General features: G+C 70.9%; 17 protein-coding genes, 1 tRNA gene and 2 pseudogenes. 7 read left to right on the top strand and 13 right to left on the bottom strand.

Features of this window, described 5'->3' with window-relative positions:
- The first annotated feature begins 8 nt into the window (after positions 1-8).
- The gene (locus JK363_RS08385) at positions 9-956 is read left to right on the top strand and encodes a D-alanyl-D-alanine carboxypeptidase family protein (protein WP_201873338.1); all 948 of its coding nucleotides are present in this window, start codon (positions 9-11) and stop codon (positions 954-956) included.
- Between the two features lie 203 nt (positions 957-1,159).
- A pseudogene (gene thrS, locus JK363_RS08380) lies at positions 1,160-2,450 on the top strand (threonine--tRNA ligase).
- On the opposite strand, the gene selB reads toward thrS, so the two are convergent.
- The 3 genes from selB to JK363_RS08365 form a co-directional block, all read right to left on the bottom strand.
- Positions 2,419-4,176 (bottom strand): selenocysteine-specific translation elongation factor, encoded by a 1,758-nt coding sequence (gene selB / locus JK363_RS08375; RefSeq protein ID WP_201873337.1) that lies wholly within the window; start codon positions 4,174-4,176, stop codon positions 2,419-2,421. The pseudogene thrS and the gene selB sit on opposite strands and share 32 nt — an antisense overlap.
- The gene (gene selA / locus JK363_RS08370) at positions 4,173-5,462 is read right to left on the bottom strand and encodes an L-seryl-tRNA(Sec) selenium transferase (RefSeq protein ID WP_201873336.1); all 1,290 of its coding nucleotides are present in this window, start codon (positions 5,460-5,462) and stop codon (positions 4,173-4,175) included. The genes selB and selA overlap by 4 nt, the downstream gene beginning before the upstream one ends.
- A 23-nt stretch (positions 5,463-5,485) precedes the next feature.
- Positions 5,486-5,580 (bottom strand) — tRNA-Sec (locus JK363_RS08365).
- Between the two features lie 48 nt (positions 5,581-5,628).
- Between JK363_RS08365 and selD the strand changes: the two genes are divergently transcribed.
- Entirely contained in the window at positions 5,629-6,624 is a 996-nt protein-coding gene (gene selD / locus JK363_RS08360) for a selenide, water dikinase SelD (protein ID WP_201873335.1), read from the top strand.
- Here the strand turns inward: selD and JK363_RS08355 are convergent.
- The 6 genes from JK363_RS08355 to JK363_RS08330 all read right to left on the bottom strand — a co-directional run bounded on the left by JK363_RS08355 (position 6,532) and on the right by JK363_RS08330 (position 9,771).
- On the bottom strand, positions 6,532-7,173 hold the full coding sequence (locus tag JK363_RS08355) for a MauE/DoxX family redox-associated membrane protein (RefSeq protein ID WP_201873334.1): 642 nt from the start codon (positions 7,171-7,173) through the stop codon (positions 6,532-6,534). The genes selD and JK363_RS08355 overlap by 93 nt on opposite strands.
- Before the next feature lie 46 nt (positions 7,174-7,219).
- Positions 7,220-7,684 carry a hypothetical protein gene (locus tag JK363_RS08350; protein ID WP_201873333.1) on the bottom strand — a complete coding sequence of 155 codons (465 nt, stop codon included), beginning with the start codon at positions 7,682-7,684 and terminating at the stop codon, positions 7,220-7,222.
- A gap of 108 nt (positions 7,685-7,792) precedes the next feature.
- Positions 7,793-7,969, bottom strand: a complete 177-nt coding sequence (locus JK363_RS08345) for a hypothetical protein (RefSeq protein ID WP_201873331.1) — start codon at positions 7,967-7,969, stop codon at positions 7,793-7,795.
- A complete protein-coding gene (locus tag JK363_RS08340) occupies positions 7,966-8,526 on the bottom strand; it encodes a hypothetical protein (protein ID WP_201873330.1) in 561 nt (186 codons plus the stop codon). The genes JK363_RS08345 and JK363_RS08340 overlap by 4 nt, the downstream gene beginning before the upstream one ends.
- Positions 8,526-9,041 (bottom strand): hypothetical protein, encoded by a 516-nt coding sequence (locus JK363_RS08335; RefSeq protein ID WP_201873329.1) that lies wholly within the window; start codon positions 9,039-9,041, stop codon positions 8,526-8,528. The genes JK363_RS08340 and JK363_RS08335 overlap by 1 nt, the downstream gene beginning before the upstream one ends.
- Before the next feature lie 16 nt (positions 9,042-9,057).
- On the bottom strand, positions 9,058-9,771 hold the full coding sequence (locus JK363_RS08330) for a hypothetical protein (RefSeq protein ID WP_201873326.1): 714 nt from the start codon (positions 9,769-9,771) through the stop codon (positions 9,058-9,060).
- Positions 9,772-10,069: 298 nt separating this feature from the next.
- Here JK363_RS08330 and JK363_RS08325 point away from each other — a divergent pair, with 298 nt between their 5' ends.
- Positions 10,070-12,847, top strand: coding sequence for a helix-turn-helix transcriptional regulator (locus tag JK363_RS08325; protein WP_201873325.1), 2,778 nt, complete (start codon positions 10,070-10,072; stop codon positions 12,845-12,847).
- Between the two features lie 515 nt (positions 12,848-13,362).
- Here the strand turns inward: JK363_RS08325 and JK363_RS08320 are convergent.
- Positions 13,363-14,133 (bottom strand): LysR family substrate-binding domain-containing protein, encoded by a 771-nt coding sequence (locus JK363_RS08320; RefSeq protein WP_201873323.1) that lies wholly within the window; start codon positions 14,131-14,133, stop codon positions 13,363-13,365.
- 59 nt (positions 14,134-14,192) lie between these two features.
- Between JK363_RS08320 and JK363_RS08315 the strand changes: the two genes are divergently transcribed.
- Positions 14,193-14,579, top strand: coding sequence for a DUF5997 family protein (locus tag JK363_RS08315; RefSeq protein WP_201873322.1), 387 nt, complete (start codon positions 14,193-14,195; stop codon positions 14,577-14,579).
- A 325-nt stretch (positions 14,580-14,904) separates the two neighbouring features.
- On the opposite strand, the pseudogene JK363_RS44600 reads toward JK363_RS08315, so the two are convergent.
- From JK363_RS44600 to JK363_RS08300, 3 genes and pseudogenes are all read right to left on the bottom strand, one after another.
- Positions 14,905-15,102, bottom strand: a pseudogene (locus JK363_RS44600) (trypsin-like serine protease); the annotation flags it as partial.
- Positions 15,103-15,211: 109 nt separating this feature from the next.
- Entirely contained in the window at positions 15,212-15,628 is a 417-nt protein-coding gene (locus JK363_RS08305; protein ID WP_201873321.1) for a secondary thiamine-phosphate synthase enzyme YjbQ, read from the bottom strand.
- A 123-nt stretch (positions 15,629-15,751) separates the two neighbouring features.
- Positions 15,752-16,957, bottom strand: a complete 1,206-nt coding sequence (locus JK363_RS08300; protein ID WP_201873320.1) for an epoxide hydrolase family protein — start codon at positions 16,955-16,957, stop codon at positions 15,752-15,754.
- Positions 16,958-17,456: 499 nt separating this feature from the next.
- Between JK363_RS08300 and JK363_RS08295 the strand changes: the two genes are divergently transcribed.
- Complete coding sequence (locus JK363_RS08295; protein WP_201873319.1) at positions 17,457-18,530, top strand: NAD(P)-binding domain-containing protein; 1,074 nt, start codon at positions 17,457-17,459, stop codon at positions 18,528-18,530.
- A 202-nt stretch (positions 18,531-18,732) separates the two neighbouring features.
- The gene (locus JK363_RS08290) at positions 18,733-19,485 is read left to right on the top strand and encodes a (Fe-S)-binding protein (RefSeq protein ID WP_201873318.1); all 753 of its coding nucleotides are present in this window, start codon (positions 18,733-18,735) and stop codon (positions 19,483-19,485) included.
- Positions 19,486-19,537 lie beyond the last annotated feature (52 nt).

Below are 19,537 nucleotides of genomic sequence, written 5' to 3'. Positions count from 1 at the left end.
GAGGGCGTATGGGACGACTTGGGGGCAAGGCGGTGCGCCGCTGGGGAGCGGCGGTCATCGCGTCCACGGCGGCGTTGTCGGTCGCGGTACCGACGGCCACCGCACAGGCCACCGCGCGGACGGCCGCGGCCGGGCCGTCGGGGATCCAGGCCAAGAGCGCGTATCTGCTGGACAATGGGCCCAACAAGCAGCTGTGGGCCAAGGGCGCCGACACCAAGCGCCAGATGGCCAGCATCACCAAGATGATGACGGCCGTGGTGGTGCTGGACACCCGCGGGGTGAACCTCGACAAGAAGGTCACCGTCCGGCAGGCGTACCTGGACTACATCGAGCGCAGCGGCGGCAGCGCGGCCGATCTGAAGAAGGGCGACAAGCTCACGGTCCGTCAGCTCCTCTACGGGATGCTGCTGCCGTCGGGGTGCGACGCGGCGATGGCCCTGGCCGACACCTTCGGCACCGGCAACACCACCGCCAAGCGCACCGCGTCGTTCATCTCCAAGATGAACAAGAAGGCCGACGCGCTGGGGATGTCCAGGACCCACTACGACTCGTTCGACGGCATCTCGGACCACAACGCCAACTACACCACCGCCCGGGACCTGGCGAAGCTGGCACATCACGCGCTCGGTAACGCCACCTTCCGCACGGTGGTGAAGTCGAAGGACACCGAGCAGAAGGCACCGGCGGCCAACGGCCGTACCCGCACCTACTACTGGTCCAGCACCAACAAGCTGCTGGGCTCGTACAACGGCGCGATCGGCATCAAGACCGGCACCGGCAGCCAGGCGGGCAAGTGCATCGTCTTCGCGGCGAAGCGCGGCGGCCGCACGGTCATCGGTGTGGTGCTGAACGACGCCAAGCGGTACCCGGACGCCACGAAGATGCTCGACTGGGCGTACCACACCCGAACCCAGGTGACCTGGCGCAAGCTGCCCGCGGGCACACCGCAGGACTGACCGGCCACTGATACGATGGCCACTATGCAGCGTGCCGCGATCGCGATGACCGCGATGACGACGACGCCGGACCAAGTCCCGGCGCGCTGATCGATGTCCTGATCCGAAGCCCCGGGGCGAGTGCCCCGGGGCTTCGCGCTGTGGTCACTCGCCCGCCGTCCGCGAACCGCGAACCGCGATCCGCGATCCGCGAGGAGACCACCATGAACGACCGCCCTCGGAACGACCACGGCGCACCCGACCACCGCAGACTCGGCCGTGAACTCGACCTGTTCGACACCGATCCGCTGATCGGCGCGGGGCTGCCGTACTGGCTGCCCGACGGCGCCGCGGTGCGGCACTCCCTGGAGGAGTACATCCGCGCCGTCGAACGGCGGGCGGGCTACCGCCATGTGTACTCCCCGGTGCTCGGCAAACGGGAGTTGTACGAGATCTCGGGACACTGGGCGCACTACAGCGACGACATGTACCCCCCGATGGACGTGAGCGGTGAGCAGGTGGTGCTGCGGCCGAGTCTGTGTCCGCACCATGCGCTGATCTACCGCTCCCGCTCCCACAGCTACCGCGAACTCCCCCTGCGCATAGCCGAGTTGGGCGGTATGCACCGCTCCGAACTCTCGGGCGTGCTCGGCGGGCTGACCCGGGTCCGGGCCATCCAGCTCAACGACGCACATGTCTTCTGCACCCTGGACCAGGTGGCCGACGAGGCGCGGGCCGCGCTGGAGCTGATCCAGGAGGCGTATGCGGCACTCGGTATCAGCCCGGCCCGCTACCGGCTCTCCCTCCCCGGTCCCGGCGGGAAGTACGTGGCCCGCCCCGGAGATGTGGCAGCGCGCGACCGCGCTGCTGACCGAGGTCCTTCAGCGATGCGGGCTGCCGTACGAGGCGGCCGAGGGCGAGGCCGCGTTCTACGGGCCCAAGATCGATGTCCAGCTGGCCGACGGCGCCGGACGGGAGTTCACCCTGTCCACCGTGCAGATCGACTTCCACCAGCCCGAGCGGTTCGATCTGCACTACATCGGCGCGGACGGGGCGAAGCACCGGCCGGTCATGGTCCACCGCAGCATCATCGGCAGTGTGGAACGCGCGGTGGCCCTTCTCATCGAGACCTACGGCGGTGCGTTCCCCGCCTGGCTGGCCCCCACCCAGCTGGCCGTTCTGCCGGTGCACGAGGACCAGCTGCCGTACGCCGAGGAGTTCGCCCTGCGGTGCGCCGAACTCGGGCTCCGCGCCGAGGTGGCGGGGCCGGAACGCGGCAGTCTCGGCGCCCGGATCCGGGCCGGCCGCCTCGTCCCCTACCAGGCCGTCATCGGTGCCGAGGAAGCCGCCGACGAGCACATCAGCCTGCGTCTGCGGGACGGCCGCCGCCTCGGCCCGCACCCCGCCGATGAGGTCCTGGCCCGGATCGGCGCCCTTGTCGGCTCCCACAGCCCCGCTCTGTGGGAGGACAGCGGCCTGTCCGTCAGCGCAGTCGCCGGTGGCCGTCGTCGGTGACCTTCTCGGTGATGCCCTGGCGGTCGAGGTGTTCCAGCAGGGGAACCACGACGCGTCTCGGCGCGGACAGGGCGGTGCGTGCGTGGCTGACGGGGAAGGGCGCGCGCAGGCTCTCGAGTACGGCGGCGGCTTCCACGACGGCCGAGGGGGTGAGGTAGACGTCCGGCGCAAGGCGTACGAGCACACCGTGCCGGGTGAGCGCCTGGAGTTGGGCCGGGCCGACCCCGAGTTCGCGCCAGCGCTGGGCGGTCGGTGCTCGCCAGCGCGCCGAGGCCAGTTCCCGCTGGGCGACGTCGGCTGCCGGGCGCAGTGCGTCCGGCAGCGCGGTGTCGGCCATGCCGATACGTCCCTGCCGTTCCCTCAGCTCGGGCGGGATGATGAGGTCGATCAGCCGGGTGTCGGGCAGCCCGAGTGCGTCGCGTATCCGGTCCCTGGTGAGTTCCGGTGCGGTGGGGGACCGTTCCTGGTGGGTCCGCACCAGGTGCAGCAAGCGTTCCGTGAGATGCCGGTGGTGTTCGGGGTCGATCAGCCATGCGTGCTCGGCACGGGTGGCGGGCACGGGCACGCCGAGACGGCGCAGATCCGCCGTGCGGACAAGCCCGCGGCGGGCGAGCTCGGCGGCCAGGTGCGGCCTCCCGGTCGCGGACGCCAAGGCGGCCCTGCGCCGCCCTGCGGCGCCCCGGCCGGTGATGCGCTCGGCCATCGGGTCCAGCACGGTCGCGCCGAGCAGCCTGCGGGTTCCGGGGTCGCGCAGCACGAGCCGGTCGCCCACGTGCAGCGGCAATGGTGCGGACAGCCGGAGCTGGGCGAGGTCGTCGGAGAGCCTTCGCAGCCGGGCCGGGCGACGGGCGGTGCCGAGGTGGCACATGACCTCGCCGGGCAGTGGCGCCGGATCCGCGTCGTGTGTGTGCAGCCGGAGATCGACCAGCGTGCTGCTGACCCATGCGTCCGGAGTGAGCAGGGCGGTGCCGCGGGGCACCGCGTCGACCGGTACACGCCGCAGGTTGACCGCAAGGCGGGTGGGCCCCGAAGCCGAGGACACGTCGCGCTCGCACACCTGAAGCCCGCGGACGGTGGCGGCAGTTCCCGGTACGCCGGAGGCGCACAACTCGACCCGGTCTCCGACGCGCAGCGTTCCGCCGAGCAGGGTGCCGGTCACCACGGTGCCCGTGCCGGAGACGGTGAAGGCCCGGTCGGCCCACAGCCGGACCGGCCCCGGACGTGGTGAGCGGTCCGGCGTGAGCTGGTCGAGCGCGGTACGCAGGGCGTCGAGGCCCTGACCGGTGTGCGCGCTCACCGCTACCGGAGCAGCGGTCCGCAGACCGCGCGCGAGCAGTTCGCGCCGGGCGGTGGCCGCCGCGGGTTCGGGATCGGCCAGGTCGCAGCGGGTGATCACGAGGAGGATCTCCGGCACGGCGAAGGCCGCCAGTGCGTCGGCGTGTTCGGCGCTCTGTGCGGACCAGCCCTGATCCGCCGCCACCACCAGGAGCGCCGTACGGACGGGGCCGAGACCGGCCAGCATGGTGTGCAGGTAGCGCTCATGTCCGGGTACGTCGACGAAGGCGGCCCGCCGCCCGCTCGGCAGATCGCACCAGGCGAACCCGAGGTCCAGAGTGAGCCCACGGCGGCGCTCCTCGGCGAGCCGGTCCGGGTCGCGGCCGGTCAGCGCGTGGATCAGGGATGTCTTGCCGTGGTCGACATGGCCCGCGGTGGCTGCGACGATCATGACGCACCGCGCACGGCGAGGACGACCTGGTGGTCCCGGAGCGGGTCGATCGTACGGAGGTCGAGCAGGCAACGGCGGTCGCTCACCCGGCCCACGATCGGCGGTGTCCCCAGGCGCAGCGCCGGGCCGTACCGTTCGGGCAGGCTGAGCGCCACGCTGGGCAGCACCTCCTCCGGCGCACCGCCGCCCCCCACCATGGCCGTCGAGTCCACCACACCGACGTTCGGCTCCGCTTCCCGCAGTTGAGCCGCCATGTCGTCGGCGCGCGCCCGGAGATCGGCCAACTGGGCGTGCAGCGCCTGCGATACGGGTGGGCGGGGGCCGCATACGGTCGCTTCGAGCGCGGCCAGCGTCAGCTTGTCGGTGCGGAGCGCGCGCGCCAGGGGGTGCCGGGCCAACCGCTGGACCAGTGCGGCGTCGCCGAAGATCAGGCCGGCCTGTGGGCCGCCCAGGAGCTTGTCCCCGCTGGCGGTCACGAGTGCCGCACCGGCTCGCAGGGTGCTGCGTACGTCGGGTTCCCTCGGCAGTGCGGAGTCGCGTCGCAGCAGCCCGGAGCCGACGTCGACGACGAGCGGAACGTCCAGCGCGGAAAGGGCGGCGGCGTCGACCGACTGCACAAAACCGGTCACCGCGAAATTGGACGGGTGCACCTTCAGCACAAACGCGGTGTTCTCACCGACCGCCGAGGCGTAGTCATCCAGCGTTGTCCGGTTTGTTGTGCCGACCTCGCGGAGCCGGGCGCCGGTGCTCTCCATCAGCTCGGGCAGCCGGAAGCCGTCGCCGATGGCCACCAACTCGCCCCTGCTGATCACGATCTCCCGCCCCTGGGCCAGCGCGAGCGCCGCCAGCGCCAGTGCCGCGGCGTTGTTGTTGACCACATGCGCGTCGCCGGCCTCGGGCACGGCCGCCAGAAGCGCCTCTCGTGCCCCGCGGCCACGGCGTGCCCGGGTACCGGAGGAGAGGTCGAACTCGACGTCGGTGTTTCCGGCGGCCGTGACGACGGCGTCGACGGCCGCGGCCGACAGTGGGGCACGGCCGAGGTTGGTGTGCACGATGATGCCGGTTGCGTTGATCACTGGCTGGAGGCTGCTCGCGGTTCCCGGCAGGGTCCGCCTGACCTCGGCGAGCACCTCGCCCGGGGCGATCTCGCCACGTCGGGCCCGCTCTTGTGCGTCCCGGATGATGCCCTTGACCACCGCGCGTCCCAAGTGGGCGATTCCGGAACGGAGTTCGGGCGCCGCGAGCAGTACATCGGTGCGCGGAACCTGGCGCCTCGGATCAGCCATGGTGCACACCCCGGGTGGAAGTCTGGCGGAGGCGGACGGGAATCGAACCCGCCTGGCCGGGAGTCCCGGCCACGTCGGTTTTGAAGACCGCGGGCGCCACCAGGCGCCGGACGCCTCCAGGCCGAGGTGTGCCCTCGGTGCGGAGAACGTGTGGTTGGCTGAAGCCATGGATCACGTGGACAGCGCCAACTACCGCCTCACACAGTACACGCGCGGCGGTGGCTGCGCCTGCAAGATCCCGCCGGGCGAACTGGAGGAGGTGCTCGCCGGTCTCGACCAGCCTTCGGAGCAGTTGGTGGTCGGCGCGGAGCACGGGGACGACGCGGCCGTGGTGGCCATCGACTCCGCGCGCGGCGTGGTGGCAACCACCGACTTCTTCACGCCCGTTGTGGACGATGCCTATACCTGGGGCCGGATCGCGGCGGCCAACGCCCTTTCCGATGTGTACGCCATGGGCGGCCGACCGGTGGTGGCGGTCAACCTGCTGTGCTGGCCCCGGGAAACACTTCCCATGGAGCTGGCCGCCGAAGTGCTGCGCGGCGGGACCGACACCGCTCGCGCCGCGGGCTGCCCGGTCGGCGGCGGGCACAGCGTGGACGACCCGGAACCCAAGTACGGCATGGCCGTGACCGGCGTGGTGGACCTCGACCGCTTGCTGCGCAACGACACCGGCCGCCCCGGTCTGCCGCTCTCGCTGACCAAACCGCTCGGCATCGGGGTGCTCAACTCCCGGCACAAGGCCACCGGAGAGGTCTTTCCCCAGGCGATAGCGGCGATGACGGAACTCAACGACCGGGCGAGCGCGGCCGCCGTTGCGGCAGAGGTGCGATGTGCCACCGATGTCACGGGATTTGGTCTGCTGGGTCATCTCTACAAACTGGTCCGGGCGAGTGGGGTCTCGGCGGTGCTGCACGCCGACGCGGTCGACTATCTGGAGGGGGCGCGGGAGGCGGCGAAGGACGGCTTCGTCAGCGGCGGCACCCGGCGCAACCTCGCCTGGGTGGAGCCGCATGTCGACTTCGGGGCCGTGGGCGAGATCGACCGGCTGCTGCTGGCCGACGCGCAGACGTCAGGGGGGCTGCTGGTCGCCGGGGAGGTGCCGGGTGCGCCGGTGATCGGCGAGTTGGTGCCCGCCGGGCCGGTTTCGATCAGCGTTCGCTGATCCTCCGGGGTCGGCGAGCAGAGGCAGTCCGACCAGGAGGACTACGGCCACCATCAGCCCGCCCGCGACAACGGCCGCCATCCACAAGGGCGGTGGCAGCGGGTCGGTGCCGGTGGCAGCGGTGCACCAGCCGCCGACCCCGCCGAGGCCGGTCGCCAGCGCGCGCACCACGGTGTGCGCGCCGAACCGGTCGTGACTGTTCAGGCAGCCGCAGCGCGGATGGCTGCCGCGGGCGAGTTGCACACCCGCGTAGCAGGTGAAGATCCCGCCCAGCAGGGCCATACCGAGCATCGGCAGCCACATCGGTGGCAACGCCAGTCCGGCGCGGGTCGACGGTGGCAGCACAAACGCCATCGCGCCCAGGGCCACGGCGAGTTCGGCCACCGGCAACGCCCACGCCAGCCAGGCGGCATGGGCGGCCACCGGGCGCCCCTGCTCGCTCAGCACCAGCGTGAACGCCGGGCGGTGGCGCAGTTTCCACCACCCGGCGTTCAGCAGGACGAACCCGCTGCCGAGGGCGCCGACGGCGCCGAGCAGCGTCCAGTTCATCGTCGGTAATCTCCTTGACAGTCAAATGTGACGGTCGATGTGACGGTCAATCCAGCAGTGGCAGCACCAGCACCGCCTGTCCTGCGGCGAAGGCCAGCACCAGGGTGCCCTTCAGCCACTTCTCCCAGGTGGCCCAGGCCAGATCCCAGTCACCGCTGGCGCCGTAGTACTGCGAGCCGATGGTCATCGCGGCCCGGCCGAGACCGAACGTGGCACCGGCCGCGAGCGCCGTGAGAGGCCCGGCGAGACCCGCCACAAGCACCAGAGCCGCGTAGGGAAGGCCGGACGGTACGTAGGTACGCATGCCGGTGCCCATCTCGATCCCGAACTGAAGCGGACCGAAGAAGCGGCCGTGCCGGAACACGGTCTCCGGAACCAGCCGTGCGTTCTGCGGCAGGGAGAACCGCGGCCACCCGAATTCCCGGGCGGCCAGCACCAGCAGCACCACGACGGTGGCCACGGCCACGGCGGTCACCGGCAGCACCGCGCGCAGCACGGAACCGATCAGCATCACACCAAGGCCACTGATCACTCCGCCCAGCACCAAGCCGAGCGAAAACGCGTAAGGGGGCAGACCTCGCCAGACCGACGAGCCCAGCACGGAGGCTGAGTTGCGGCTTCAAGTGGAGCCGCTGGTCGCGAACCCGGCCGCGGCGCCGATCAGCGCCCAGGGCCACACCGCGTCCGATCCGCCGGTGGGCAGCGGCAGCGACATGGCCACACCGGCGACCGCGGCGATCACGATCACGGCCGCGGCGGTCGCCGGGTGCCACGTCAGGCGACGAGCCAGTCTCATGACACCTGAGCCCGGCACATGCTGAGGACGCCCGCGCCCTGACCTTCGGCGGTCACCCACCGGTACCCGTCGGAGCACCGGTAGACCTTGCCGTCCGGAGTGGTCCACCGCCACGCGTTCTTGGGCTGGCCCTCACCGCACGCCGAGGAGGTCGGCTCGTAGGTGTAATCCACGCCGTTCTCCTTCCCGGTGCCGGAGCGGAACCAGCCGTCGGCGTCGCAGTAGTCGCTGGAGATGGGCCCGCCGTAGCACGCTCCGGCGGCGTTCTTGAACTGACCGCCGACGTCCTTCTCCTCCTCATAACCGCTCGGGTAGGCGTCCTTGCAGTCGTTGCGGTCCCACCCCGCGAGCCCGCTCGGACTCTCCTCGGCGAAGGCCCGTCCACTGTTGCCCCAGGTGAGGGAGAGCGCCCCCACGGTGAGCGCGGACGCGGCCACGCCACGCAGCACACTCCGGCGAGAGGCGGGCTTCTTCAGGGCGCGCAGCGCCGTGGTGGGCCGCAGCTCACCGTCGTGGCTCTGGTTGACCAAGGGTATGTCGGCCAGTTGTGACGTCATCACGACGTCCTTTCCATCAGAGGGGCGGAGTTGGTGGCAGCGAGCGCGCCGGCGACATCGCGTTCGCTGCTCGGAAGGTGCAGTGAACCGACGGTGCCGTCGGCGCCGACGGTCAGGATGACGGGCGGCGTCAGATGGGCCAGTGACGACCATGCGTCGCTGTCCTGGACGAGTTCCACCTCGTCGGGCAGCGACGACCACCGCTCCGGCGGCTCATAGGTGAGCAGCACCGGCCGGAAGTCCGGTGTGGCCCGCTCCGCGAGGACCGCGGCGGCGTGCCGGCACAGGGGGCAGGTCGCGTCGGCGACCAGCACGGTTCGCTCCCGGCCCGGCTCCGCGACGCGTTCCACGAACGCCGGGGGAAGCACCAGCTCGGCGGGGGGTGCCGCGGTGGCGGCCCGCTCGTCGAGCCGTCTGCGCAGCATCCGCACTTCCCGCAGCACCGCGGCCAGGGCGAGATAGAGAATGACGATGGCGATCCAGCTGAGGATCACCAGGGCGAGGGTGGCAGACATGGATCGCGCGCTCGCCTCAGGCCTCGTTCCAGGCGGCGTCGATCCCGTCCACCCAGTCCAGCAGGGCCCCGGTGTCGAGCCCGCCGCCCTGGGCGATCCGCACCTCGGCGGCGCCCTTCGCTCCGGCGACGACGTACAGATAGTCGTGCTCGCTGGTGGAGCCGGCGCGCCCGGGAAGCGGCACCCGCCACATCTCTCCCCCGCGCCGGGTGGACTTGCCGCGGTGCTTGGGCACGAGGTTCCGGGCCTGCTTCTGCCCGGGAACGACGATCGTGCCCCGGTCGGCCACCATGACCGCCACCTGCTCCGTCGCGGTGTCCCCCTGGGTGAAGCGTTCCGGGCGCACCCGCATGCCGCGCGGGTGGTCCTGGATCTCCAGGGTGTCGAACAGGCCGATCAGCTTCTTCCGGCTCGGCGGAGGGCCGGTGAAGAACGTCATCAGCTCGTGGTACCGCTCCTTCAGGGTGACGATCGTCATGCTCCCGTCCGCGGTGGCGGCGACCACGGTCTCCCGCCCCTTGACGACGAACCGGTCCGTCGGGGCCGCTTTGATCATGTGCGTGCGCACGAACTCGTGATAGCCGCGAGAACCGATCTGGAACGCGCGGCTGTAGGCGCCGCCGACGAACCGCACGTTGGTCGTGACCGCCTGCACACGCGCGTCGTCGGCGAGACGCAGTGCCAGTCTGTCGCCACTGGGGGCCATGAGTTTCAACGCCGAGCCTGCCACCTGATCACCTCGATGAGATAAGCAACGGATAAGCGACGACAGGAGATTCGCCGCTCGGAAAGGCGGAATACCGCCGCACCATCAGCGTTGCCGCCGCGGACCTTCGGCGCCTCTCGGCGGGTACCGAAGTATTTGTCCATCACGAGTCGTTCAGGCCGAAAGGCCACGAGGGTTCCAGAACGCCCCCGTGAGATAGGTCACAATAGCTACTGCCGAGTTGGATCAACTCGCCATTCTCCCGGCGCATCCTTCCCGAATAGGAACCTCCGGAAATTGCTTTCAGGGCAGGGCCAGTTAGTTGAGTAGCCACATAGGGGAAACCGGGTACCTCGCGGGTCGCGAGGGCCAATTGGGCGCCATCGACGCGTTACGCGGTGCGACTCTGCGCGGACGGGGCACGGGAGTGCTCGTTCAGGGCGCGGCGGGGGTGGGCAAAACGGCGCTGCTGCGCGCGGCGTGCGAGCGGGCCCGGCGCGCGGGAGCGCTCGTCGTCGAAGCCCAGGCAGACCGTTGGGAGGCCGACTGTCCGCTGGGCGTCGTCCGGCAGTTGTTCGCGGGTCTGACGGAAACCTGTTCCGCGTCCGGCCCGGAGGAGCTGTACGACCGGACGATGGCTCTCGCGGCGGGCCGACCGCTGGTCATCGCGGTGGACGATCTGCGGTGGATCGACGACGCCTCGGCACGGTGGCTCGCGTATCTGCTGCGCAGGCTCCGTGACCGTCGTGTTCTCGTCCTCGCGACCACAAGCCTGCCCGCGGACCTCATCGACGTCGGTCTGCTGAGCCGTTTCGAGCACCACATCATGCTGGACGGGCTGTGCGCCGAGGTCATCGTCGACCTGGCGGGAGACATGCTGGACACCCCGGTCGAGAAGGAATTCGGCAGAGCGTGCCAACAGGCCACCGATGGCACCCCGGTGCTGGTGCGCGCGATGCTGCGCGCGGTGCGGGACTCGGGGCGGCCGGTGAGTTGTGCGGTCCTGGGCGAGGTGCTGGCGAGCCCTCCACCGGAGGTGCTGACCTGGCTGCGGGGAACGCTGGCGACGTGTGGTTCCGGTGCCCGCGCGTTGGTCGAGGTGCTCACGGCGCTCGGCGAACCGGTCGAACTGGAACTGGCGGTCGCCACCGCCGAACTGGCCACCGTACGGGTGGCACCACTGACCGACGCGCTGGTGGCCGCGCGGCTGCTGGGCCGGTGCCGCGACCGGGTGTCCCTGCGGCCGCCGCTGGTCCAAGCGGCCGCGCTGGCCGGCCTCGCACCGGGCGCAGGCCAGGCGCTGCGCGCCAGGGCGGCACGGCTGCTGCACTCCCGAGGGGCGCCCGCCGCCGATATCGCGGCGCATCTGCTGCGGTCCGGTCCGCTCGGCGAGCCATGGGCGGCCGATGTGCTGTGCGCGGTGGCCGCGCAAGCCACGGCGGAGGGCGACACCGACCGTGCCCTGGACCATCTGCGGTCGGCGCTGCGGGAGCCGATGAGCGCTCAGCAACGTTCGGAGCTGATGGTGCACATGGGGTCCGTGCAGTCACCGGCCGATATCGCCTCGGCCGTCGGCTATCTGCGCCGGGCCCTGGACATCGCCCCGGACGTCTCGGTCCGGGCCGGCGCCGCGCGGCGGCTGGCCGGTCTGCTGTGTGTGAGCGAGCGCCACCGGGAGGGTATGCGGGTGCTGCGGAACGCGGCCGAGCCGGCGCATGGCCTCTCTCCCGAGGTGGCGGTGAGCCTGGAGGTCGAGGAGGCGCTGCTGGGCATGCTCCATCTTCCCTCCTCCGACCCGGCGTTGACCCGGCTCTGCGACCGCGCGGATCGCACCGGCTTCGCCGACGTCGACGACCGCGCCGACCTCGACGGCCTCGACAGGGCGCCGGAGAACGACGCGCTGGGCATCTTCTGGTCGGTCCGCGCGATGGCATCGGGCCGAGAGCGGCGGCACGTGGTCCAGTTGGCCTCACGCGCCCTTGACCACGGCCTCGCGCAGATGGATGAGGCGTCCCTCCAGCACCCGGTGAGCGTACTGACGCTCGCGGTGGCCGGGGAACTCCACCTCGCCCTGCACCACGCCGACCAGGCCGTCGGGCATGCGCGCCGTACCCGTTCCGCACTCGGTGGCGCCCGTGCGCTCGCCGTACGCAGCGAGGTCAACTACCGGCTGGGCCGGCTGCACGACTGCCAGAACGACGCTCGCGCCTGCCTGGACACGCTCGCCCGGTTCGGCTCACGACGGGCGGACGGATTGGCCATGGCCGCGGCCGCGCGGCTGGCGGAGACCCTGGCCGACAGCGGGGACATGGACGGGGCCGGGCAGGTGATCGGCGATGTGCTGGAAGGAGCAGCCGTGCCCGCGAGCCTGCTGGGCATGTGGCTGCTCACCAGCCGGGGGCGGTTGCACCTGGCCAAGGGCGAGACCCGGGCGGGGATGAACGACCTGCTGGAGACGGGGCGGCGGCTGGAGTCCCTGCACGTGGCCAATCCCGCGATCCTTCCGTGGCGGTCCCTGGCCGGGATGGGGTACGCGGCCGTGGGGAAGAACGCGGCGGCCCGTGAACTCGTCGAGGAGGAACTGACGCTGGCGCGTCGGTGGGGGAGCGAGCCGGCCATCGGCACGGCGTTGCGGGCGGCGGGCAGAGCGGCGAAGGGAAGTGCCGGGGTTGCCTTGCTGCGCGAGGCCGTCGACACGCTGGCACGCTCCGGTGCGTCCCTGGAACATGCGCGTGCCCTCGCCGACCTCGGCACCGCGCTGCGCACGACCAACCAGCTCGCGGACGCTCGTCACCATCTCCGCCAGGCCGCGACGCTGGCGGAGCAGTGCGGTGGGTTGACGTTGATGCGCCTGGCCCGCGCCGAGCTCGTCGCGGCCGGCGCCCGGTCCCGGAGCGGGGCCCACTGCGGGGTCGCCTCCCTCACCCCGACCGAACGCCGGGTGGCGTCCCTGGCGGCCGGGGGGCTGAGCAACCGGGAGATCTCCGAGCGCCTCTTCGTCGTACGGCGCACAGTGGAGCTGCACTTGAGCAGCACCTACCGCAAGCTCGGCATCCGCGGACGGGTGGAATTGCCCGGGGCGCTCATCGATCACGCGTAGGCCGTCCGTCCGGGCGAGTTCGGGCCGATGCTTTAGCTTTCACCGGGCGACTGGATTTCGCACCCTCGTGGCCGGCTTTCGCTGGAACGAACCCTCCCGCCGGACGGCAATGCCCCCGAACGCTTCGCGGGCCGGCCGCCGCTTCCGGCGCCGACGGAAATTCCCTGCGGTCCGGACATTCCCCTGCGCGGAAGACCCCGCAATTCCCTGAAGCGTGGCCGAAAGCAGATCATCGAAGTGGAGCCCCAACCGAGAAAGCTCAGCCGCACCTGGCGGCGGGGGTTGTCGACGTTGGTGTCCGCCAATCTCCGCAAAGACAACCCCAGGCAGCCGAGAGATCGCCGAAAGCGCCTGCGTCGCCACGGTGCCCGGCGCCGGGGCAAGACCACCGTCGAGGAGGTGGAGGCCGTCGCGTCACGGCTGATCGCGGACGGCCCGGTCATGCTCACGGTGGACGACGGATACGGGGGCCTCGGCAACGCCGTCGACGGAGCCATGCCGACCGGGCGGCGGGGCTACGACCGGCGGCGCGGCTTGCCGCGCTTGCCGCCCTTGGGGCCGCCGGAACCACTCCGCGAACTGGTGCGGGCCGCCCTGCCCGCTGTGGGCTTCCCCCGTGCGCCACCAGTGTCCGGGCGCTTGCGCCCCGGCTGCGCCGGGGTGGCCGGGGCCGGCTTGCGGCCCCGTGAGCTGTTGACGGTCCGCCCGCGGACGATCCCGATGAGGTCCTCCACCAGATCGGTGGTCGCGTCCTCCGGCCACGACAGCGCGATCCGTGACTCCGGGGCGTCGGTGACCGGACGGTAGGTGAGGTCCCTGCGGTGGTGCAGGCGGGCGAGGGACTGCGGCACCACCAGCAGTCCCACTCCGGCCGCCACCAGCGCGATGGCGTCCGCCGTCGTGGCGGGGCGCTCGATCGCGGGCCGTCCCGGCAGACGCTCCCAGTCGAGCACGTCATCGAGAGGGTGCAGCACGATGTCATCGGCCAGATCCCCGGCGGACACCTCGTCGACGGCGGCGATGAGGTGGTCCTTGGGCACCACCACGACCGTCGTCTCGGTGTAGAGGGGGATGGCGCTGAACACCGTCCGGTCGACCGGCAAGCGCACGAAACCCGCGTCGGCGGCGCCGTCCCGCAACACACCGGACGCTTCGGCGGTGGACACCGGGACGAGGGTCAGTGGCACGTCGGGCAGCCGCTCGTTCCAGATCCGCACCCACTTGGAAGGCGTCACCCCGGGGACGTAGGCGAGCCGGAACGACGGGGATACATCCGAGCTGGTCACCCCGCCAGGCTACCGGCCGTGGTCGGAGGCACGCACACACGCTCGATACGCTGGAGTCCATGAAGTCGCACCAGACCTCCCAGACGATGAAGCCCGCGACGGCGGCGAAGAAGCTGGGTGTGTACCTCCAGGCCACCCCCTCCGAGTTCCAGGAGGGTGTCGTCTCGCGCGCCGAGCTGAACGCGCTCCAGGCCGATCCGCCCGAGTGGCTGCGGGAACTGCGCCGCAACGGCCCGCACCCCCGCCCCGTGGTCGCGGTGAAGCTGGGCATCTCCATCGCGGGTCTCGCGCGCGGCGGAGTCACCGAACCCCTCACCACCGAGCAGATCGACGCCCTGAAGCAGGACCGGCCCGAGTGGCTGGAGAAGGAGCGCGCCACCCAGGCCGAGGTGCGCAAGGAAGCGGCGCGGATCAAGGAGAAGAACGCGGCGCGGCAGGACGGCTGATCACGTCATACGCATCACATCACGCGCATCAGCCGAGGAAGCTCAGCCGCACCTGACGGTGGGGGTGCGGTGACCTACCGTAGTCTTGGACGAGCAGGGTGACCAGGTCGATGCGCTTCATGGTGGGCTCCTGTTCCGTGCGGGACGGCCCCGGGTGTACCCCGAAAGAGGCCCCCGCACATGCCGACGGAATGCTGCGGGAACACCGAGGGGGCTCCCACGCCTGGCCGGTGTGGGAGCCCCCTCCCGTCATCTGCGGTGGGACGTCAGCCGATGTGGCTGTGTATCCACTTCCGGTGCTCCGCTTCTGGTGCTCCGCGACACTCGGGTAGATGTCGGGCGTCGAGGCGCAGTCACCGACGGCACGGCTGGTCACGCCGGCGAGCCGCCAGCGGCCGTCCGCCTTGGCCAGCGCGGGCGCGCCCGAGTCGCCGCCGCACGTCCCGGCCTTGCCGCCCGGGTTGTCGGTGCGGAAGTCGCCCTCGCGAATGCCCCAGGCGTCCCCGTCCGTTTGGTTGGAGATGCACTTGGCGGTGTCCGGTCGTCACGCGGATTCCCTCACGCAAAGCCTGACGTTCGACGCCTCCGGCCAGCGGCCGACCGACAAAAGTTGCTCCTCGGGAGGCAGGAAATCACCCCAGGAAGCTCAACCGGACCCGACGGTCCGTGTTACTGATGTTCGTATCCACGAGGCACACCGACTGCCAGGTGCCGAGGGCGAGCTGTCCGTCGATGACCGGCAGCGTGGCATGCGGCGGGACGATGGCGGGCAGCACATGGTCGCGGCCGTGGCCGGGGCTCCCGTGGCGGTGCCGCCACCGGTCGTCGGCGGGCAGCAGATCGTGGAGCGCGGCGAGCAGATCGGTGTCACTGCCCGCGCCGGTCTCCAGGATCGCCACACCGGCGGTGGCATGCGGCACAAACACATTGAGCAGTCCGTCGCGCCCGTCCGCCACCTCCCGCAGATAGGCCGCGCAGTCGGCGGTGAGGTCGGCGACGGTCTCGCGGGAGCCGGTGGTGATCTCGAGGACATGGGTACGGAAGGTCATGCCCCCATCCTCGTACCCAGCACCGACCGTGCGTTGGACCGCATCGCCTTCAGATCGCGCCGTACCGCCTCGTACGTGGCCCGGTGGCGGGTGGCTCTGTTCACGAGATCCGACAGCAGATGTTCAGCAGGACGGGGTTGCGTCGCGCAGGCTGCGGAAGAAGGCTCGGATGTCGCCGATGAGCAGGTCGGGCTCTTCCATCGCGGCGAAGTGGCCTCCCCGGTCGAACTCCGTCCAGCGGACGATGTTGTTGGTGCGTTCGGCGATGTGGCGCAGGGCGATGAAGTTCTCTTGCGGGAAGGAGGCGAACGCGGTAGGGGCCGTCGAGGGCTCCGGCGGCTTTCCCCAATAGGCGGCGTGAGCGCGCTCATAGTAGATGCGCCCGGAGGAGCCGGCGGTCCCGGTCAGCCAATACAGCATCACGTTGGTCAGGAGATGGTCGCGATCGACGGCGTCCTCCGGCCGGTCGACGGAGTCCGTCCACTCCTTGAACTTCTCGGCGATCCAAGCGAGCTGGCCGATCGCGGAGTCGGTGAGTGCGTAAGCGAGGGTCTGCGGACGCGTGGACTGGATGTCGGCATAGCCCTGCTTGTCGCGGCTCCACGCCTGCATACGCTCCCAGGAGGCCCAGGTGCGCTCACGTTCCGCAGGGCTGAGGGCGGCGAGTTCCTCCTCGGTCGGCTCGGCTGTCGCCCCGGCACCGGGGATCAGGTTCAGATGGACGCCGATGACGTGGTCGGGGCAGATGCGGCCCAGTTCGCGGGAAATGGCCGCTCCCCAGTCGCCGCCCTGCGTCCCATAACGGTGGTAGCCCAGACGGCGCATCAACTCGGCGAAATCAGCCCCAACACGGTGGTACTCCCAGCCCCTCTCGCGGGTGGGGCCGGAGAACCCGAAACCAGGGATGCTCGGCAGGACCAGATGGAAGGCGTCCGCAGGATCGCCGCCGTACGCCCGAGGATCGGTGAGCGGTCCGGTGATCCGCTCGAACTCGACGATGGATCCGGGCCAGCCGTGCGTGATGATCAGCGGCGTGGCATCCGGTTCCGGGGAGCGGATGTGTGCGAAGTGGATGTGTGCGCCGTCGATCGTGGTCATGAACTGCGGCCACTGGTTCAGGCGAGCCTCCGCCGCCCGCCAGTCGTACGTGTGCCGCCAGTAGTGCGCGAGTTCCCGCAGGTAGTCACGCGGAACGCCGTAGGCCCAGCCGGCATCGGGCAGTTCGTCCGGCCAGCGGGTGCGGTCGAGGCGGTTCTTCAGGTCGTCCAAATCGCTGTCGGGGATCGAGACTCGGAACGGTCGGATGCTGTCGTCCGGTGATGTCGTCATGGTGGTGCAGCTTAGGTGGGTCTGCCGCTTTCAAGATCGGCAATTTGTGTCAGCGCGACGCCGCCTTCTCTGCACCGGCAGAGACCGGCAAAAGATACCCCTGCGAGTCGGGTTACCTGACTCGAACAGTGATCAGCCAGGACGCCGTCCGAAGCGATGAACATCTGCTGTCGACGGTCCGCCTCACCGTTGCGGCCGCCCTCGGGGACCTTGTGGGGCGCTTCGCCCTGCACCGCGGCGTACTCCCGCTCCGTCATGGGGCGGCCGTCCGGTTGCAGACGGTACTTCTTCCTGGGGTCCCAGCCCGTGAGCCGGCGAGCGACACCGCCACCCCTCCGCCCCCGCAGCCCGCCACCGCCGCGATCAGCAGTGCCACCGCCATCGCGCGTACACACGTCACCACTGTCGGCGCCCTCCCCGGGTGCGTCCCCCGCCCCTGGCCACTGGGCCCTATCGCCCGGCCGGGAAGATCCCGCGGCCGATCCGGGTTGGTGGAAGCATGAACAACGTGGATGTGGTGGTCGTGGGTGCCGGGCAGGCGGGGCTGTCCGCCGCGTACCACCTGCGGCGGGCGGGGTACGAGCCGGGCAGCGGATTTGTGGTGCTCGACCACTCCCCCGGGCCGGGCGGCGCGTGGCAGTTCCGTTGGCCGTCACTGACGTACGGCAAGGTGCACGGGATGTACGACCTGCCGGGTATGCGGCTGACCAGCGACGATGCCGACGCCGAGCGGCCGTCGTCCGAGGTGGTGTCCGCGTACTTCGACCGCTACGAGCACACCTTCGGCCTCCGGATCGTACGGCCCGTCCATGTCACCGCCGTCCGTGAGGGCGACGGCGGACGGCTGGTGGTGGAGACCTCGGCCGGGAGCTGGTCCGCGCGGGCGCTGATCAATGCCACCGGCACCTGGGACCGGCCGTTCTGGCCGCGCTACCCCGGGCAGGAGACCTTCCGGGGACGTCAGCTGCACACCGCGCAGTACCCCGGCCCCGAGGCGTTCACGGGGCAGCGGGTGATCGTCGTGGGCGGTGGCACCTCCGGGGTACAGCATCTGCTGGAGATCGCCGAGGTGGCGGCGGAGACGACCTGGGTGACCCGGCGGCCGCCGGTCTTCCGTGAAGGGCGGTTCGACGAGATCCGGGGACGTGCGGCCGTCGCCATGGTCGAGGAGCGGGTACGGCGCGGGCTGCCGCCGCAGAGTGTGGTGTCGGTGACCGGTCTGCCCATGACGGAGGCGATGCTGCGGGCCCGGGAGAAGGGTGTCCTCGACCGGCTGCCGATGTTCGACCGGATCACCCCGACCGGGGTGAGCTGGGACGACGGCCGGACCGTGGACGCGGACACCATCCTCTGGGCCACCGGCTTCCGCGCCGCGATCGACCATCTGGCACCGCTGAGGCTGCGCGAGCCGGGCGGTGGTATCGCCCTGGAGGGCACCCGTGCCGTCCGGGACCCCCGGATCCATCTGGTCGGCTACGGGCCCTCGGCGAGCACGGTCGGCGCCAACCGCGCGGGGCGGGCCGCGGTACGGGAGATCCAGGCGCTGCTGGACACCGTCCCGGCCGTCGTCTGAGGGCGCCCTCGCCGTTCGCCTGGCCGTTCGCCTTCGCCGGGGTCCGGTACCGGCCCGGCAGCGGGACATGGCGGGCGCCCCACCCGAGCCACGTGTCCGAGCCGCGCACGCTCCTTCACAGCACCCAGCCGCTGCGGCAGTATGAGCCCCCAGGTGATCATTCGGCCTGGGACCGGGCCGCTGCCCGGCCGGAGGAGGAAACATGCGCGTAGGGCTCTTCATCACATGCGTGAACGACACCCTCTACCCGCGCACCGGCCAGGCTGTGGTCACGCTCCTCGAACGGCTCGGTGTCGAGGTCGGCTTTCCCACCGAGCAGAGCTGCTGCGGCCAGCCCCAGTTCAACACGGGCTACCGCCATGAGACCGAGCCGCTGGTACGCCGCTATGCCACCGCCTTCCGGGACTACGACTACATCGTGGCCCCGTCCGGCTCCTGTGCCGCGATGGTGCGGGACAACTACCCCCGCATCGGTGCGAAGGCCGCCGCGGAGGGCCGTGGCCAGGAGCTCTCGGAGGCCGCGGCGGCCGTTGTCCCCAGGACGTACGAGCTGACGGAGTTCCTGACGGATGTGCTGAAGGTGACCGACGTCGGCGCGTACTACCCACACACCGTGACGTACCACCCCACCTGCCACGGGCTGCGGATGCTCCACCTCGGCGACCGCCCGCGGGCGCTGCTCGACGCCGTCCGGGGCCTGGACCTGGTGGAGTTGCCGGGCGCGGAGGAGTGCTGTGGCTTCGGCGGTACGTTCGCCGTGAAGAACGCGGCCGTGTCGGCGGCGATGGGCGCGGACAAGGCGCGCAACATCACGGCGACGGGCGCGGAGGCGGTGTGCACGGTGGACAACTCGTGCCAGATGCACATCGGCGGCACGCTCGCCCGGCAGGGCTCGACGGTGCGCCCGGTGCATATCGCGGAGATCCTGGCCAGCACGGAAGGACACGTGTGGTGAGCGAACACCACACACGAACACCCGAGACGAGAGAACACCCCACACGAGAAGC

The sequence above is a fragment of the Streptomyces coffeae genome (assembly GCF_016741875.1).
Lineage (GTDB): Bacteria > Actinomycetota > Actinomycetes > Streptomycetales > Streptomycetaceae > Streptomyces > Streptomyces coffeae.
Note: the sequence above shows the minus strand (reverse complement) of the source record. Positions and strands in the feature narration are given on the sequence as shown.

Bases quoted from the DNA above. Each gene is read 5' to 3' on its own strand.
- selD (WP_201873335.1), top strand. From the start codon at position 5,629: ATGGATCACGTGGACAGCGCCAACTACCGCCTCACACAGTACACGCGC.
- JK363_RS08295 (WP_201873319.1), top strand. From the start codon at position 17,457: ATGAACAACGTGGATGTGGTGGTCGTGGGTGCCGGGCAGGCGGGGCTG.
- JK363_RS08340 (WP_201873330.1), bottom strand. From the start codon at position 8,526: ATGACGTCACAACTGGCCGACATACCCTTGGTCAACCAGAGCCACGAC.
- JK363_RS08335 (WP_201873329.1), bottom strand. From the start codon at position 9,041: ATGTCTGCCACCCTCGCCCTGGTGATCCTCAGCTGGATCGCCATCGTC.
- JK363_RS08290 (WP_201873318.1), top strand. From the start codon at position 18,733: ATGCGCGTAGGGCTCTTCATCACATGCGTGAACGACACCCTCTACCCG.
- JK363_RS08300 (WP_201873320.1), bottom strand. From the start codon at position 16,957: ATGACGACATCACCGGACGACAGCATCCGACCGTTCCGAGTCTCGATC.
- selA (WP_201873336.1), bottom strand. From the start codon at position 5,462: ATGGCTGATCCGAGGCGCCAGGTTCCGCGCACCGATGTACTGCTCGCG.
- JK363_RS08350 (WP_201873333.1), bottom strand. From the start codon at position 7,684: ATGCTGATCGGTTCCGTGCTGCGCGCGGTGCTGCCGGTGACCGCCGTG.
- JK363_RS08315 (WP_201873322.1), top strand. From the start codon at position 14,193: ATGAAGTCGCACCAGACCTCCCAGACGATGAAGCCCGCGACGGCGGCG.
- JK363_RS08305 (WP_201873321.1), bottom strand. From the start codon at position 15,628: ATGACCTTCCGTACCCATGTCCTCGAGATCACCACCGGCTCCCGCGAG.
- JK363_RS08355 (WP_201873334.1), bottom strand. From the start codon at position 7,173: ATGAACTGGACGCTGCTCGGCGCCGTCGGCGCCCTCGGCAGCGGGTTC.
- JK363_RS08345 (WP_201873331.1), bottom strand. From the start codon at position 7,969: ATGAGACTGGCTCGTCGCCTGACGTGGCACCCGGCGACCGCCGCGGCC.
- selB (WP_201873337.1), bottom strand. From the start codon at position 4,176: ATGATCGTCGCAGCCACCGCGGGCCATGTCGACCACGGCAAGACATCC.
- JK363_RS08385 (WP_201873338.1), top strand. From the start codon at position 9: ATGGGACGACTTGGGGGCAAGGCGGTGCGCCGCTGGGGAGCGGCGGTC.